The organism is Peribacillus sp. NPDC056705, assembly GCF_043656335.1.
On record NZ_JBHTYI010000002.1, the window covers coordinates 1 to 14,394 of the forward strand.

Genomic DNA, 14,394 nt, shown 5'->3' on the forward strand with positions numbered 1-14,394 from the left:
CGGGACAGGTGAGACCCCACAGGCGTTTACGCCGAGGAGGCTCACCGCCCGCCCCGCGGAAAGCGAGCATCTGGAGGGGAAATCAACCACACCGCTTTACTTGGAAAATAGCAACAAAGTAAGCGAAAACAGCCAAAAATTAAAAACATCATAATTTGGAGGAATCAAAATGTCAGCAACCACAACAAATTTAAAAGAAGCCATTATCAATCGCCGTTCCATCCGTAAGGTGAAAAAGAATGAAAATATTACGAAAGAAAGGATGAATGAAGTATTAAAAACGGCTTTACATGCACCAACTTCATTTAATATGCAAAGTGGACGAGTGGTGGTAGTGATGGATCACGAGCATGAAAAGTTCTGGGATATTGTAAAAGAAACACTTCGTTCCCGTGTTCCAGAAGAGAACTTTGCGGCAACAGCAGAACGATTACAAGGATTTCGTGATGGAGCGGGTACTATTCTATTCTTTGAAAATCAAGAAACAATAGAACAAATGCAAGAAAAAGCACCCTCCTATAAAGAACAGTTTCCATATTGGTCCCATCAAGGAAATGCTATGCTTCAGTACGCAATATGGATGACTCTATCGGCGGAAGGTATAGGGGCATCTTTACAACATTATAATCCAATCATCGATGAAGAAGTGATGAAGACTTGGGATCTTCCAGGGAAATGGTCGTTGATAGCTCAAATGCCATTTGGTGAGCCGAATGAACAACCAGGAGAAAAAACGTTCCTGCCTTTCGAAGATATTGTGAAATTTTATTAATTCAAAGATTTAGGGTTGGGATACTAGATTAACCAAGAGCGCGTTTACTCTTAAAGAGTAAAACGCGCTTTTTTTTGAAGAAACGTTCCAGCGGCATTACATATATGGGGAACAAATAATTGAAATTGAGAATCATTTTCAATTATAGTAAACTGTGTAATGAAATTAATTCTTAATTAGGAAGGTGATATAGATGAAGGTATTCATTGGTTATGTCAGTTTATCCGGTAATACCGAGAAAATGGCTATAAACATAAAGAATAGAATGAAGGCTGTTGGCTGTGAGGTATATATGGAAAGATTGGATACTGTTGAAGTTGATGCTTTAAAGGATTTTGATTTGGCCTTTATTGGTTTATATACATGGAGTCTTGAAGATTTACCGTATGAAGCACACGAGTTTTATGAAGAAATTGACCAGGTGGACTTTGCTGGTTTGAAGGTCGCATTCTTTGGTGCCGGCGACTTGACCCATTCGAAACCGTGCGCCGCGATAGATATCCTTTCCGATAAAATGAAGCAATTCGGATTCGATGTATATGATCGAGTATTGAAAATACACCATGAAAGCAATACATACGATCAATTAAGGGAAAGTGAAGATTTTGCAGAGCATGCACTTATATGGGGAAGCAATAGGAAGAAGTGGAGATTCTGCATGTGGGATCGGATGCTAGGCAGCCCGAATTACCGAAAGTCAGAATTTTTGTTAAGGAGGGTCCTTGATGATTACCCAATTAAGTTCAAAGAGAGAAGCAAAAAAAGAGGAGCTTATACAAGAACTTCTGAAATTAGGGATTTTTAAAAAATATAATAAACAACTATACGAGCTTCCGATCGTTGTTTTACAAAAGGAATTCAATCACATGAGAGGTGAATTAAAAAATGTCTAGGAGAAGGAAATCTTATACTGAACTGCTAAAGGAAAACCGCGAACTTCTATTGCATGACAAAATGGAAGTGGAACGCATCTATATAAAAATCGATCAAAAAGCCATCAATGAAAAAAAGAGAAGTAAGCAAGTACAATCATGACTGGTTAGAAATTTGGTTCAGTCAACAAAATAAGGTTTGGATGTTTTTTTGGGGTTTGTAAAATGATTTCCACTACAGGCACTCGCTTTCCACGGGCGGTCCGGGAGCCTCCTCGGCGCCTTTGCGCCTGCGGGGTCTCCCTTGGACACGTTTTTCCCGCAGGAGTCTCGCACTTGCGCTCCAATCAACCTTAAATCGTTTAGTTTTTAAAAACAACAATCTTTACGAAAAGAGCCTAAATAAAAAACTGTAAGCAAACACGATTTATACAGTTTTTCATAGGTTAATGAAACCTTTTATTGGATTGAGGAAATATGCGATACTCCTGCCGAATAACTGGCTTGGCAGACAGTCGGCGGAAAGGGAGCGGATTTCTGATAACAGCTAGAACGTTGATTTCCACTACAGGCACTCGCTTTCCGCGGGCGGTCCGGGAGCCTCCTCGGCGCCTGCGGGGTCTCCCTTGGACACGTTTTTCCCGCAGGAGTCTCGTACCCTCCGTTCCAATCAACTGGATTGTTTTTTAAATAAAAAACTTCAGGCAAACTGACTTTCCTTCGAGTTTGTCTATAGTGGAACCGAAATCTTTTGTTGATTTCGGTTTTTTCTTTTGGGTCTGATATTGAATGCTGTTGATTTCCATAGAACATATGGAGCATCATATTAACGATCAAATTCTAATTTGATATTAAATGGCTTCGTGAAGATCCTGGTTGTAATTCCTTTAAGCCTTTACAGTTTTTGTTAGTAGGTCTGACCCAATATTTCATCTTTTTTTCTTCTTAATTTTTCACTTTTCGTAACAGCTTGTCATGAAGTTTGGACATGGTGAACAATACAAGGATAGAGCCTATTAATGTTAACGACATATCCCATTGTGCGTCCCAAATATCACCTTGTGTTCCTAAAAATTCTTTTGAAGCTTTTCCACCTTTTGAAACAATGGCAGTTATCCATTCGATGATTTCATATAAGGCACCAATGGCAAGCGCAAAACTTAATGTAACAGCAAATAACCACGGTCCTTTTGTTAGAGGGGTTTTACGTATTAATATTTCTCTAATCACAATCGCAAATAAACCTTTCAGGAAATGCCCAAACCGATCATAGTGGTTCCGGCTTAGATCGTAATGATCTTTTAGCCAATTAAATGCAGGGACTTTTGAGTACGTATAATGGCCACCGATGAACATGGTGATTGAAAGAACGGCAATAACGAAATAGGAAAATGTAGTGAGGCGGAATTTATTATATGTAGCAAGTAAATAAATCAGAAACACAACGGCAGGAAATACTTCCATTGTCCATATCAAGTATCCTGCAGGCTTAATGACTGACCAAATAAAAACGGCAGTGACTAGCAATAGAAATAATAAATGAATCAGTATGCTTTTATCTCTTCCCAATTTTTTTCACTCCATTAATTTTATCAGTTGATAGAATCAAACAGTTCGTGTATGGATAAAACGCTTAATGCTTTCATTTAAATCATTAGCCGCTTTTGTAGGGACCTGATGCTTCGTATGTTCAATGAATTTTAATTCCGTATATGGCAATTTTTCATGTAATAAATAAGCGTAATGATGCAATGGTTTATCTTTTTTACCATAGACCAGTAAAATGGGCATGTTGATTTTCTCTAGCTGGTGTGTACAGTTATAATGCAAACTATAATGGTAATACTGCTCGATATTTCGGGCATCTCCCTTCAGGGCGTCATTAAACATATCGTTGAACAACTTTCCTGTATTTGAATTGCTCCATGAAATGGAAAGCGCTAGGATTGGAACGGCGTCTTTATTTGCAAGGGATATTCCTAAAGAAATCTTTTGCTTTAAATATTTATCCCTCACTTCTGACATTCCACCTATTACAATGCCTCCTAGAGCCCTATCGCCACAAGTCAGCAAATATTCCAATACGATGGAGCCTCCGGTCGAATAACCGCATATGATAGCTTTTTTTATTTCCAAATGATCCAACAGATGTTTGATATCTTCTATAATCAGGGGATAAGTTACTGGCAGTCTTGAATACTGACTTCTTCCGTGACCCCTAATATCAAAAGTGATAACTTTGAACTCTTCGGATAATTCCTTCAGCTGGTATTGGAAATTCACACTTGTCAGTACTGGTGGATGAATAAAAACAATAGGAACACCATTTCCCTTAACAGAATAATACAAGCTAATACCGTCCACATCTAACATTGGCATATGAATATTCACCTCATTCTAAGAGTACTTGCATAATATCCCTCCTGAAAGAATTTTCCCTTTAAAACGTATTTTTATAACTAATAGTTTCGGTTACAATCATCTTGAATTTTTTGGGTTTTTTTGAACAAGATATAAGAGTTCAGGAAATGAACAAAAATATATAAAATAAGGTGATTAAGATGAAGGCTAACATGAATAAAGTTTTGCCAGTTGTCGCTTCGGTCGGAGTAGGTATTGCTACTTATCAAATGTTGAGTGGAAATGGCGGGAAAATGAAAAATATGGTGCCGCTTGCCACTAACATGATGGGCATGGGAACTGGGATGCAAGGGCAGAATCAACAACAGCCATAAAATCACTAAAACAAAATGATCCCCTTTAGGGGATCATTTTGTTTTAGCCAAGAAAAGGGACCTCCATCATATAAGCTTAATGCATACCATGGATACCATTTACCATTTTTTATAAATCAAATAATAAAACGCCAATAAAACTACTCCTTACGTTATAATGAATGGGCTCCAAGGAAAGTGCCAGAAACCTGCAGGAGTGATCAAATGAATGGAGGTTATATGTGTTGAAGAAAAAATTATTGGTCATCTTTCCAACTGTTGCCCTGATGTTGGCCCCACTAGGAACGGGAACTTCAATTACCCACGCAGCAACAAAGGAGAAAATCGAAACGAAGGCGGAAACGCGCCCGACCCTCAGGAAAGGCTCACGTTCAAGTTATGTAAGAGACTTACAGCAAAGCCTTAAAGATGTTAAATATAGTGTAGGCGTAGATGGGATTTTCGGTACCCAAACACAAAATGTGGTAAGGGAGTTTCAAGTGGATCATAACTTGAGTTCAGATGGTATCGTCGGTCCGCTGACATGGGCTGCTTTAGATGAGAATAAGGTGGAAAGAAAACAGTTCACGGAAAAAGACGCGATCGCGTTAGGGAAGAAGAAGCTGGGTAACAAGATCGTATTCAGCGGTGATGGCAGATTGCTGAAAGATGGCAAAGGAAAAGCCTATTACAACTATAAAGCAGCTAATAAGGATTGGATCGATCAAGGCGGCACAGGAACGATTGGGTGGTTCCACATTTATAAAGATGGCCGTGTAGTGGAACAATAAAGGATATACATGCAAAGAATGTTCTCACTTTATGTGGGATTTTTTTTTTGTAAGGCATGGATATAATAAGAAGGCTGACTGCATTTGTTTTTGGATATAAATAACAAATAAATATAGAAAAGCAATTTGGTTTATTGGGATGATCATATGAGCCTTAGTGTTCCATTATTGAGATTTGTTTAGTCCCCTATATTCTTTTTACGTCTGGAATCGACTGTTTAAAATCCCGCGTTTCCCTCTCAAAATCTCATTTCTGAACGGTCATTTATGCTAGAAACTATATCAAATTGATTTATTGTTACTAATAAAGTTGTTTAATAATCGAAATAATCGTATACTTGACAAAAAGTCGGTTCCCATTGTTGTTTGGAAATAGTTCTTTACTAATATCTTGCAAAGCGAGTCCTTCAGTAGAAAATCTAATATTAGATAAAGAATAGACGAGTAAGTTTCCTAATCATAATAGGGAATCTTCTCGTCTTATACTATTTTAATATAGTTTAGGCGCCAAAAAATCCGCATTCCTCTTCATTTTAGACAAAATTTTCTAATACCTCCTGTAACAACAACACCTGCTTAGTATGGACATTTGTTTCATATGTATCTTGAATAAAATGCTTTTTACCAAGTTGGTTGTTTACTTTAAATCGGGTGATATATACACCCATGTATTCTTCTTTATTTTATATTTTTGAAGTAGCGAACTTATTTAAGACTATAAATTTGAGGTGGGAACAAATGAGAAAAAGAATGTTTGGAATTATCGTATTAATTACTTTAGTTTCTTCTATTATATTAATGGGTTGCAATCAATTAGAATCCAATCAATCTGATGATTCAAATGGTGACGTTAATCAGAAGAAAAAGGATGAGCTTGTGATGGCATTTGGTTCAGAGCCTGAAGCAGGTTTTGATCCAACGGCCGGATGGGGACGTTATGGCTCACCGCTTTTCCAAAGTACTCTACTAAAAAGAGATAACAAGCTTAACATTGTAAATGATCTTGCAACAAGTTATAAAGTCAATGAAGATGGCAAGGTTTGGACAGTGAACATACGTAAGGATGTGAAATTTTCAGACGGCGAACCATTAACAGCCGACGATGTAGTCTTTACATTTGAAACAGCTACCAACAATGGGTCGGTCGTTGATCTTAATGGTATGGATAAAGTGGAGGCGATCAATGATTACACCGTAAAATTCACGTTAAAAGATCCTCAATCAACATTTGTTAATTCCTTAGTAGGAACAGGAATCGTTCCGAAACATGCTTATAGCGCTGACTATGCGGAAAATCCTATAGGGTCAGGACCTTATCAGCTCGTTCAATGGGACAAAGAGCAACAGCTCATTATAAAGGTTAATCCTGAATATTATGGCAAAAAGTCGTATTTTAAAAAGATTACCTTTCTATTTCTAAACGAGGATGCATCTTTTGCTGCTGCACAAGCAGGGAAGGTCGATCTTGCTTATATACCAGCTGCATTTAGTAACCAGGAAGTGCCTGGAATGAGGTTGGAATCGGTGAAAACAGTTGATAATCGAGGAATCGTCTTTCCATTTGTAAAATCAGGTGACTTTACTGAAGATGGCTTACCAATTGGTAACGATGTAACTGCTGATCCAGCGATTCGTCATGCGATTAATATTGCGGTAGACAGAAAAGCGTTAGTTGATGGAGTCTTAGAGGGGCGTGGTACACCAGCTTATACTTCAGTGGATGGCCTTCCTTGGTGGAACCCGGATACAACCATTAAGGATGCTGATTTTGACGGTGCGCAGAAACTTTTGAAAAAAGCCGGATGGAAGGATACAGATGGAGATGGGATTCTTGAGAAGGATTCTTTGAAAGCTGAGTTCACTCTTTATTACTTGGCGAGTGATGCAATCAGGCAATCTCTTGCAATTTCTGTGGCCGATATGATCAAGCCACTGGGAATCCAGATTAAAGTAGAAGGAGGAAGTTGGGATATTATTGAAAAGAAAATGTATTCAAATGCAGTCCTATTAGGTTGGGGTAGCCATGACCCTCATGAGATGTATAACATTTATAGTAGCAAATTTGCAGGGGTAGACTTTTATAATACCGGATATTATCAAAATAAAACGGTGGATGAATACTTTGATAAAGCCCTTCTTGCTACAAGTGAAACAGAAGCAATCGAGTATTGGAAAAAAGCACAATGGGATGGAACAACGGGCTTAAGTGCAAAGGGTGACGCTCCATGGGCCTGGTTAGTGAATATTGATCATTTGTACTTAGTGAAAGATGGACTTGATATCGGGGATCAAAGAATCCATGTACATGGGCATGGTTGGCCTGCAACAGATAACATAGTTGAATGGAAATGGTCCGACTAATTATGCGTAAACTTAGAGGTGGAAAGCTAGGATTATTTCTATTATTGAAAGGATTAAGAATGGTCACATTATTGATTGCCATTTGTTTAATTTCCTTTCTATTAATAAAAAACTCTCCGATTGATCCAATCCAAGCCTATATCGGAGCCGATATGTTGAAGGTGGGTCCTGAGCAAAGGGAGAAGATAGCCGAATATTGGGGAGTGGACCAACCAGTCATGGTGCAATTCTTGAATTGGGGATCTGCGGTACTTACAGGTGATTTAGGAACTTCAATGATATTTCGCCGCCCGGTAATGGACATTATCGGTGAACGATTCTTAAATTCCCTGGCACTCATGATATCAGCCTGGATATTATCAGGGATAATTGGGTTTTCCATGGGTGTTATAGCGGCCATGAAAAAAGGGACTTGGATCGATCGAATAATAAAATGGTACTGTTTCACTCTTGCTTCAACTCCTACCTTTTGGGTGGGGCTCCTTATCCTTATCGTTTTTGGCGTTTGGCTAAGATGGTTTCCGATTGGAATGGGAGTTCCAGCTGGGGTCCTTGCGGAAAATGTCACAATGATGGATCGAATCATGCACCTTATTCTTCCGGCAATCACGCTTAGTATAGTTGGGGTTGCTAATGTGGCCTTGCATACGCGCCAGAAGCTGATTGATGTTCTTTCTAGTGATTATGTCTTATTTGCTAGGGCGAGAGGTGAACAAGGATTTGTCTTGTTTTGGAGACATGGATTGCGTAATGTTGCTTTGCCGGCGATTACCTTACAATTCGCGGCTTTTAGTGAATTGTTTGGTGGAGCAGTGCTGGCTGAGCAAGTTTTTTCATATCCCGGTTTAGGACAAGCTACGGTAGAAGCTGGGCTTAGGGGAGACGTCCCCCTTTTATTGGGATTGGTTATATGTAGCACAATATTTGTTTTTGTAGGAAATTTACTTGCTGATTTTAGCTATCGTTTATTAGATCCCAGAATGAGGGAGGGGAGAAGTTATGATTCCAGGCCTCAAAAACAAAAATAATGATAATGTTAAACGATTTGCTCTAAATCGAAAGCAGCGGACACTTTATATGATCCTAATCCTACTTGCTTTTTTAGTACTTGTCATAGTAGGTGGTATCTTTATTGATGAGGGGAGAATCGAGACGAATCTTGATGAGCGAAATGATCCCCCATCATTAGCTCATCCCTTTGGTACGGATTGGTTGGGTAGAGATATGTTTACACGTACGGTAATGGGACTTTCCTTAAGTATGGGGGTTGGATTGATTGGAGCGATGGGAAGCGCGTCAATTGCTCTATTCTTGGGAATGGCAGCTGCAACAATGGGAAAAATGGCGGATCGTCTCATTTCATGGCTTATCGACCTATTTCTGAGTGTACCGCATCTCGTAACCCTTATTCTAATCGCTTTTACATTAGGGGGAGGATTTAAAGGGATTGTAATTGGTTTAACTTTAACTCATTGGCCAAGCCTTGCCCGAGTCATCCGGGCAGAGGTCATGCAAGTTCGTTCAGCAGAATATGTTCAGGTTTCTCAGAAAATGGGGAAATCTCGATGGTGGATCGCTTTCCATCATATTCTGCCCCATGTTTTCCCGCAGCTTTTAATTGGGTTCATGCTATTGTTTCCTCATGTTATTTTACATGAGGCAGCTGTTACATTTATAGGTTTGGGATTGTCTCCTCACGAGCCGGCAATTGGAATTATTCTATCAGAATCTATGAAGTATTTATCTTCAGGCATGTGGTGGCTTGCCTTTTTTCCAGGGCTATGTTTATTGATTATCGTGAGAACGTTTGATCAGATAGGAGAAAATATCCGGTTGCACTTGGATCCTAATAGGGCTCACGATTAGTCACCCATATGCTACTTTCGATTTTAAGAGGAGTTAACAAATGCCTATTCTTGAAGTAGAAAATTTATCAGTATCCTTTAAGCAATATAATGGATTTAAAAAGAAAAATCATAAAGTTATATCAAGTTTAAATGTCACTCTTGAGGCAGGTGAGGTTCTTGCCGTTGTAGGAGCAAGTGGATCGGGGAAAAGTCTGCTCGCACATGCCATTCTAGGGATATTGCCAAGAAATGCGAGTATAAGTGGACGGATTAAATATGCAGGAGAGGATCTCACCACTGCTCGGCAAACCGTATTAAGAGGTAAGGAAATTGCCCTTGTACCACAATCGGTAAACTTTCTCGATCCACTGATGCGCGTTGGAAATCAGGTCCGCACATCAGTAAAATCCGGTGATGCTGTATCGGTCCAACGAGAGGTCTTTGAGCGCTATCACCTACTGCCAGAGGTGGAGGATATGTATCCATTTCAACTTTCTGGAGGTATGGCGAGGAGGGCACTTCTATCAACTGCCATGGTAAGCGGGGCAAAGGTGATTATTGCGGATGAGCCTACTCCAGGGCTCGATCCCGATGTCATAATGGAAGCGTTAAATAATTTTAGAGAGGTTGCAGACAATGGTTGTGCAGTGATGCTGATCACTCATGATATTGAATCGACCCTAAATATTGCTGATAAAATTGCTGTATTTTATTCAGGAACTACAGTTGAGATAGCCCCGGCGGAGAACTTTACAGGACAGGGTGAGGAACTGCGTCATCCATATAGTAAGGCTTTGTGGAGAGCGTTACCTCAAAATGATTTTACTCCAATTCCGGGTGCTCAACCTCATCCAAGTTCATTGCCAGCAGGATGTTTATTTGCGCCGCGGTGCGAAATGGCGACCCCCGTATGCCGACAGGAACAACCTGAAATGCGAGGCCTTCGGGGCGGAATGGTGAGGTGTTTTCATGCAACTTGAAGCAAGAGATATCGGATTTCGATATGGAGATGGACCATGGTTGTTCCAAGGAGTCAATTTGACGCTAAAACCAGGGGAAGTCGTGGGTATCAAGGGCCCCAGTGGACAAGGGAAAACAACCTTTTGCCGGATATTGGCGGGTTTTGAAACACCTATTGAGGGAGAGGTACTCTTAAATGGAGCATCATTGCCACTGAACAGATATCATCCTGTTCAAATGGTCCTTCAGCATCCAGAGAAGGCAATCAATCCTAAATGGAAGATGCATAAGATTCTTAATGAAGGATATCAACCTGATAAAGCGTTGTTAGAATTACTGGGGATTGAGCAGGAATGGCTAGCACGCTGGCCTAACGAACTATCTGGAGGAGAGCTGCAACGATTTTGTGTTGCCCGTGCATTGGGGCCTGATACACGTTTTTTAATTGCAGATGAAATGACAACAATGCTTGACGCAATCACACAAGCCCAAATTTGGCAGGCACTCATTGAAATTGCTAAAAAGAGAGAGATGGGAATTATCGTTGTCACCCATGAAACGAGGTTAATGCAAAGACTTTGCCAGCGTGTGCTTGATTTTAATGATTTTAGTGGAGATAAGAATAAGAAATGAACTCTTGACATAGGAAAAGGAGGTCTCTTTGACAGAGACCTCCTTTTCCTATGTCATTTATTGCTAAATATTTTCTTTGTTTTCATTTACTTGTTTCGCTACTTTTTGATGGATTTCTGTTTCAATTGCCTCAATAAGATCTTCTTTAAGCTTTTGCTTTGGCTGAGGATGGAACCATTGGATTTCTCCTTCGTGAATAAAGCCTTTGAATTCCTTTCCCTGCACTTGCAAAGAAAATTGTTGGCGTTCATGTAACCGGTCTTCAAATGCTGGTTTTAATTCAAGGTCTGCAATCTCTTTTGAAATGCCATAGTGTCGCATTAATGAATGTATGGTAGATTCAATTGCTTCTACTTTACTTTCCCCAATCTTTTGTTTCGGATGTGGGTGGAGCCAATAGATCTCATCTTCATGAAAATGTCCCTTGAATTCATCGCCTTGGACCTTAAAAGTGAATCCGTGTCGCTCATGAACACGATTCTCAAACACTGTTTCCACTTCAAAATCTTCAAATTCGGGTTTTGCATTCTTATCTTCAGACATAATGTAACCCCTCTCATGAAAGTTTATAATTGGATTTTTTTCTGGATTTTCGAAAATGTTCTGGAGTTGCAAAATCGGTCCAAATCCTGAGTGGTAATTATCTATTAATTGTCTATTATATAGGTCTTTATTTAAGACTGTCCATATAATATGGAACAGTTCATGAAAAGTCGGTCTTTAATCGCATAATAGGACACTGCAAACTGTTAATGAAGGTACTCGGGATAATTCCATACTCGACATCTGTTCTTTGCCTTTTAAGGAATCAGCATCCAATGAATGTTTTAGTATTTCCGTAATGAGCCTGGTGTACGATTATTCCACTTCTCGCTGATGATCCTATGGCAATGATTCAATATTCGTTCAATGACCTGGGTAGAGTTCGCAAGGATTCGAATGCTAAGGCCGGGCACTGCCAACTTTGAAATTCCAAATTTAAAACTCGTTTCTTCCATTTGAATAGTTTCATACAATTCATCGAGAAGGGCATCGTTCGTATATTCGCTGATTGCGATCATTGACCCAAGATGGGTAAAGCCTTCCATGAAACCTAGACCCGATATCGATTGTTTTTCAGGTATTAATTTAATATGGTCAAACACACCAAGCGCTCCATCCAAAAAAACTTCGGTAATTAATTGAATAGTATTATAGCTGAACTTTTTGCCCCCCGGAGACCAGCCGGGAGTAAGAATATCCGTATAAATGAACGTTGCTCCGCTTTCCATATAAACCACATTTTTTTGCTTATAATGAGCATTTTCATAAGCGATCAGTGGATCTGGAAGGTATTCTAAATAACTACCTTTTTGTAAGGATATGTTGGTTTCCTGATAGGCATGGCTTTTTGGCGTTTTGTATACTTTTGTCGCCGATTGCGTGGTTAAAGTAACTCTGGATCCTTCATCAACTGATATCTCCATCTTGTATCGATCGCCATCTAAATAGCCGCCACCGGGATTTAGAAGGTAATAGCAAACCTGCCCTGAATCATCAAAGTAAATCGGCCGCATAACTTTGAGTGCACCCTGAAAGTACACCCTTTTCGCGACGGTTTTTCCTTTCCGATCTTCTAGTTCCAGAGATAAAGTGCCAGTCCAATCCGTCATATTAATCTAAACCTTTTAATAAAGCATGCTGCTTAATCCAGTCAATTACTTCAGGAAGGCCATCATCATTTTTTAAGTTTGTAAAAACGAATGGTTTGTCGCCACGGAATACTTTTGTATCTTTTGCCATTACTTCGAGACTTGCACCGACATAAGGAGCAAGGTCCGTTTTATTAATGATGAACAAATCTGATTTGATCATACCTTGTCCGCCTTTACGTGGGATTTTTTCCCCTTGTGCAACATCAATAATATAAATAGAGAAGTCCACCAGTTCGGGGCTGAAAGTAGCAGCAAGATTATCTCCGCCACTCTCAACAAAAATAAGTTCAACGTCTGGGTGGCGCTCGATTAATTCATCGATAGCGGCGAAGTTCATGGAAGCATCTTCTCGAATGGCAGTGTGGGGACAGCCGCCCGTTTCTACACCAATGATCCGATCTTCTGGAAGTACTCCATTTTGGATTAAAAATTTCGCGTCTTCTTTTGTGTAAATATCGTTTGTGACAACTGCCATTTTTATTTCATTTTCGAGATGGCGAGTCAACTTTTCTACAAGCATTGTTTTACCTGCTCCAACAGGTCCACCAACGCCGATTCTAATTGGTTCCATTAAAACACGTCCTTTACTACTGATTCTTTCAAAAATCTATGACATGAATATTCGAATGTTAACGCGCTCATGTTTCATTTGAGACAGCTCAATACCTGGTGAAACAATGCCAAAATCGTCTTTCGTCAGTTGCATGATTCTCACCGCTGCCTGTGTTATTTCAGGTATGAAATTGTGAGTGATCGTTTGGCCTGCTGTTTGTCCAAGAGGAATGGCTCGGACTGCATTTTGAACTTGGCTGGTTATGGCAGAATATAAATAATAGAGGAGGGTGTCTTGTTTTGTTACCCCAAGTCCATGAGCTACCATCGTAAATACAATGGCTGGATGGCCAAATGAACTCTTTTTCTTAATTTCCGCCCTGTAATGCGAGAGTATGGGCATATCATAAAGTGATTCAGTGAGTTTAAGCATTCGGTCCCCGATCATTTGCGTCCCTTCCCGTGTTTCCCTCGGCAAGTTCTGGACAGTTATCAGACGATCCAATTTCCAGATTTCTTGAATATCCTCTTTCATTAGGGCTTCATAAACGAGACTCGAGACAAGCCCATCTGTGTAGATGAGCTGCTCATGTAAATACACTTTCAGCCACTGGAAAAATGTCTCCTTGTCTACAACTTGATTTTCTTGTATATAGCTCTCCAAGCCGAAGGAATGACTGAAGGCGCCGGTAGGTAAATTAGAGTCACAAAGCTGAAACAAAGAGAGAATATGATTATTCATGACTATGGCCTATATGACGGAACGCTTGTTTCACTTTTCGTTCCTCCCGTTTAAAAGGAATTCCGAGTTCCAGAAGTAATTCCTCAACCAAGTAGTCATATTGGACCAGCATATCATCCTCTTCAAATTGAGCAGGGAGGTGACGGTTGCCAAGTTGATGGGCGATTGTACCCATTTCTTTTATACTTCGGGGACTGATAACTAGTAAGTCATCTGACAGCACATCTATGACGATCATATTTTTATCGTCCATGTATAATACATCCCCAGCCAAAAGATCTCGAGGCTCTTTTAACCGAATACCAAGTTCATTACCGTGATCCGTCTTGACCCTTTGGATGCGCTTCATTAAATGTGCACTTTCCAAGTATACTTTTTCTATGTGACGCTTTTTAATTTCATTAGTATCCATCTTTTCTAAATTAGTGACGATTTTTTCAATAATCAATACTCTTC

At 39.8% G+C, this 14,394-nt stretch carries 18 protein-coding genes; 11 read left to right on the forward strand and 7 right to left on the reverse strand.

The window, feature by feature from the left end; genetic code table 11:
- Positions 1 to 169 precede the first annotated feature (169 nt).
- The 4 genes from ACFRAK_RS02380 to ACFRAK_RS02395 all read left to right on the forward strand — a co-directional run bounded on the left by ACFRAK_RS02380 (position 170) and on the right by ACFRAK_RS02395 (position 1,807).
- Positions 170 to 772 carry a nitroreductase family protein gene (locus ACFRAK_RS02380; protein ID WP_387600613.1) on the forward strand — a complete coding sequence of 201 codons (603 nt, stop codon included), beginning with the start codon at positions 170 to 172 and terminating at the stop codon, positions 770 to 772.
- A 193-nt stretch (positions 773 to 965) separates the two neighbouring features.
- Positions 966 to 1,577: a flavodoxin domain-containing protein gene (locus tag ACFRAK_RS02385; protein WP_387600615.1), complete on the forward strand. Its 612-nt coding sequence runs from the start codon at positions 966 to 968 to the stop codon at positions 1,575 to 1,577.
- Positions 1,498 to 1,665: a Fur-regulated basic protein FbpA gene (locus tag ACFRAK_RS02390; protein ID WP_387600618.1), complete on the forward strand. Its 168-nt coding sequence runs from the start codon at positions 1,498 to 1,500 to the stop codon at positions 1,663 to 1,665. The genes ACFRAK_RS02385 and ACFRAK_RS02390 overlap by 80 nt, the downstream gene beginning before the upstream one ends.
- Positions 1,658 to 1,807: an FbpB family small basic protein gene (locus tag ACFRAK_RS02395; protein WP_394571236.1), complete on the forward strand. Its 150-nt coding sequence runs from the start codon at positions 1,658 to 1,660 to the stop codon at positions 1,805 to 1,807. The genes ACFRAK_RS02390 and ACFRAK_RS02395 overlap by 8 nt, the downstream gene beginning before the upstream one ends.
- A gap of 782 nt (positions 1,808 to 2,589) precedes the next feature.
- Here the strand turns inward: ACFRAK_RS02395 and ACFRAK_RS02400 are convergent.
- Together ACFRAK_RS02400 and ACFRAK_RS02405 are read right to left on the reverse strand one after the other, a co-directional pair.
- Positions 2,590 to 3,213 carry a DUF2238 domain-containing protein gene (locus ACFRAK_RS02400; RefSeq protein WP_394571237.1) on the reverse strand — a complete coding sequence of 208 codons (624 nt, stop codon included), beginning with the start codon at positions 3,211 to 3,213 and terminating at the stop codon, positions 2,590 to 2,592.
- Between the two features lie 36 nt (positions 3,214 to 3,249).
- Entirely contained in the window at positions 3,250 to 4,023 is a 774-nt protein-coding gene (locus tag ACFRAK_RS02405; protein ID WP_387706744.1) for an alpha/beta fold hydrolase, read from the reverse strand.
- Positions 4,024 to 4,205: 182 nt separating this feature from the next.
- On the opposite strand from ACFRAK_RS02405, the gene ACFRAK_RS02410 reads away from it, so the two are divergent.
- The 7 genes from ACFRAK_RS02410 to ACFRAK_RS02440 all read left to right on the forward strand — a co-directional run bounded on the left by ACFRAK_RS02410 (position 4,206) and on the right by ACFRAK_RS02440 (position 10,950).
- Complete coding sequence (locus ACFRAK_RS02410) at positions 4,206 to 4,379, forward strand: hypothetical protein (RefSeq protein WP_387706742.1); 174 nt, start codon at positions 4,206 to 4,208, stop codon at positions 4,377 to 4,379.
- Between the two features lie 221 nt (positions 4,380 to 4,600).
- On the forward strand, positions 4,601 to 5,149 hold the full coding sequence (locus ACFRAK_RS02415; protein ID WP_394571238.1) for a peptidoglycan-binding domain-containing protein: 549 nt from the start codon (positions 4,601 to 4,603) through the stop codon (positions 5,147 to 5,149).
- 738 nt (positions 5,150 to 5,887) lie between these two features.
- Positions 5,888 to 7,510 carry an ABC transporter substrate-binding protein gene (locus ACFRAK_RS02420; protein WP_394571240.1) on the forward strand — a complete coding sequence of 541 codons (1,623 nt, stop codon included), beginning with the start codon at positions 5,888 to 5,890 and terminating at the stop codon, positions 7,508 to 7,510.
- Positions 7,511 to 7,512: 2 nt separating this feature from the next.
- Positions 7,513 to 8,538, forward strand: coding sequence for an ABC transporter permease (locus tag ACFRAK_RS02425; protein WP_483878279.1), 1,026 nt, complete (start codon positions 7,513 to 7,515; stop codon positions 8,536 to 8,538).
- On the forward strand, positions 8,510 to 9,376 hold the full coding sequence (locus ACFRAK_RS02430) for an ABC transporter permease (protein WP_387600636.1): 867 nt from the start codon (positions 8,510 to 8,512) through the stop codon (positions 9,374 to 9,376). The genes ACFRAK_RS02425 and ACFRAK_RS02430 overlap by 29 nt, the downstream gene beginning before the upstream one ends.
- A 40-nt stretch (positions 9,377 to 9,416) precedes the next feature.
- On the forward strand, positions 9,417 to 10,337 hold the full coding sequence (locus ACFRAK_RS02435; protein ID WP_394571241.1) for an ABC transporter ATP-binding protein: 921 nt from the start codon (positions 9,417 to 9,419) through the stop codon (positions 10,335 to 10,337).
- Entirely contained in the window at positions 10,327 to 10,950 is a 624-nt protein-coding gene (locus ACFRAK_RS02440) for an ABC transporter ATP-binding protein (RefSeq protein WP_394571243.1), read from the forward strand. The genes ACFRAK_RS02435 and ACFRAK_RS02440 overlap by 11 nt, the downstream gene beginning before the upstream one ends.
- A gap of 63 nt (positions 10,951 to 11,013) precedes the next feature.
- Here ACFRAK_RS02440 and ACFRAK_RS02445 read toward each other — a convergent pair whose 3' ends face one another.
- The 5 genes from ACFRAK_RS02445 to ureE all read right to left on the reverse strand — a co-directional run bounded on the left by ACFRAK_RS02445 (position 11,014) and on the right by ureE (position 14,386).
- Positions 11,014 to 11,493, reverse strand: a complete 480-nt coding sequence (locus tag ACFRAK_RS02445) for a hypothetical protein (RefSeq protein WP_387600643.1) — start codon at positions 11,491 to 11,493, stop codon at positions 11,014 to 11,016.
- A gap of 284 nt (positions 11,494 to 11,777) precedes the next feature.
- Positions 11,778 to 12,602 (reverse strand): urease accessory protein UreD, encoded by an 825-nt coding sequence (locus ACFRAK_RS02450; protein WP_387600646.1) that lies wholly within the window; start codon positions 12,600 to 12,602, stop codon positions 11,778 to 11,780.
- 1 nt (position 12,603) lies between these two features.
- Positions 12,604 to 13,215 (reverse strand): urease accessory protein UreG, encoded by a 612-nt coding sequence (gene ureG / locus ACFRAK_RS02455; RefSeq protein WP_056524172.1) that lies wholly within the window; start codon positions 13,213 to 13,215, stop codon positions 12,604 to 12,606.
- 36 nt (positions 13,216 to 13,251) lie between these two features.
- Positions 13,252 to 13,938 carry an urease accessory protein UreF gene (locus tag ACFRAK_RS02460; RefSeq protein WP_387600649.1) on the reverse strand — a complete coding sequence of 229 codons (687 nt, stop codon included), beginning with the start codon at positions 13,936 to 13,938 and terminating at the stop codon, positions 13,252 to 13,254.
- A complete protein-coding gene (ureE, locus tag ACFRAK_RS02465) occupies positions 13,931 to 14,386 on the reverse strand; it encodes an urease accessory protein UreE (protein WP_387600652.1) in 456 nt (151 codons plus the stop codon). The genes ACFRAK_RS02460 and ureE overlap by 8 nt, the downstream gene beginning before the upstream one ends.
- Positions 14,387 to 14,394 lie beyond the last annotated feature (8 nt).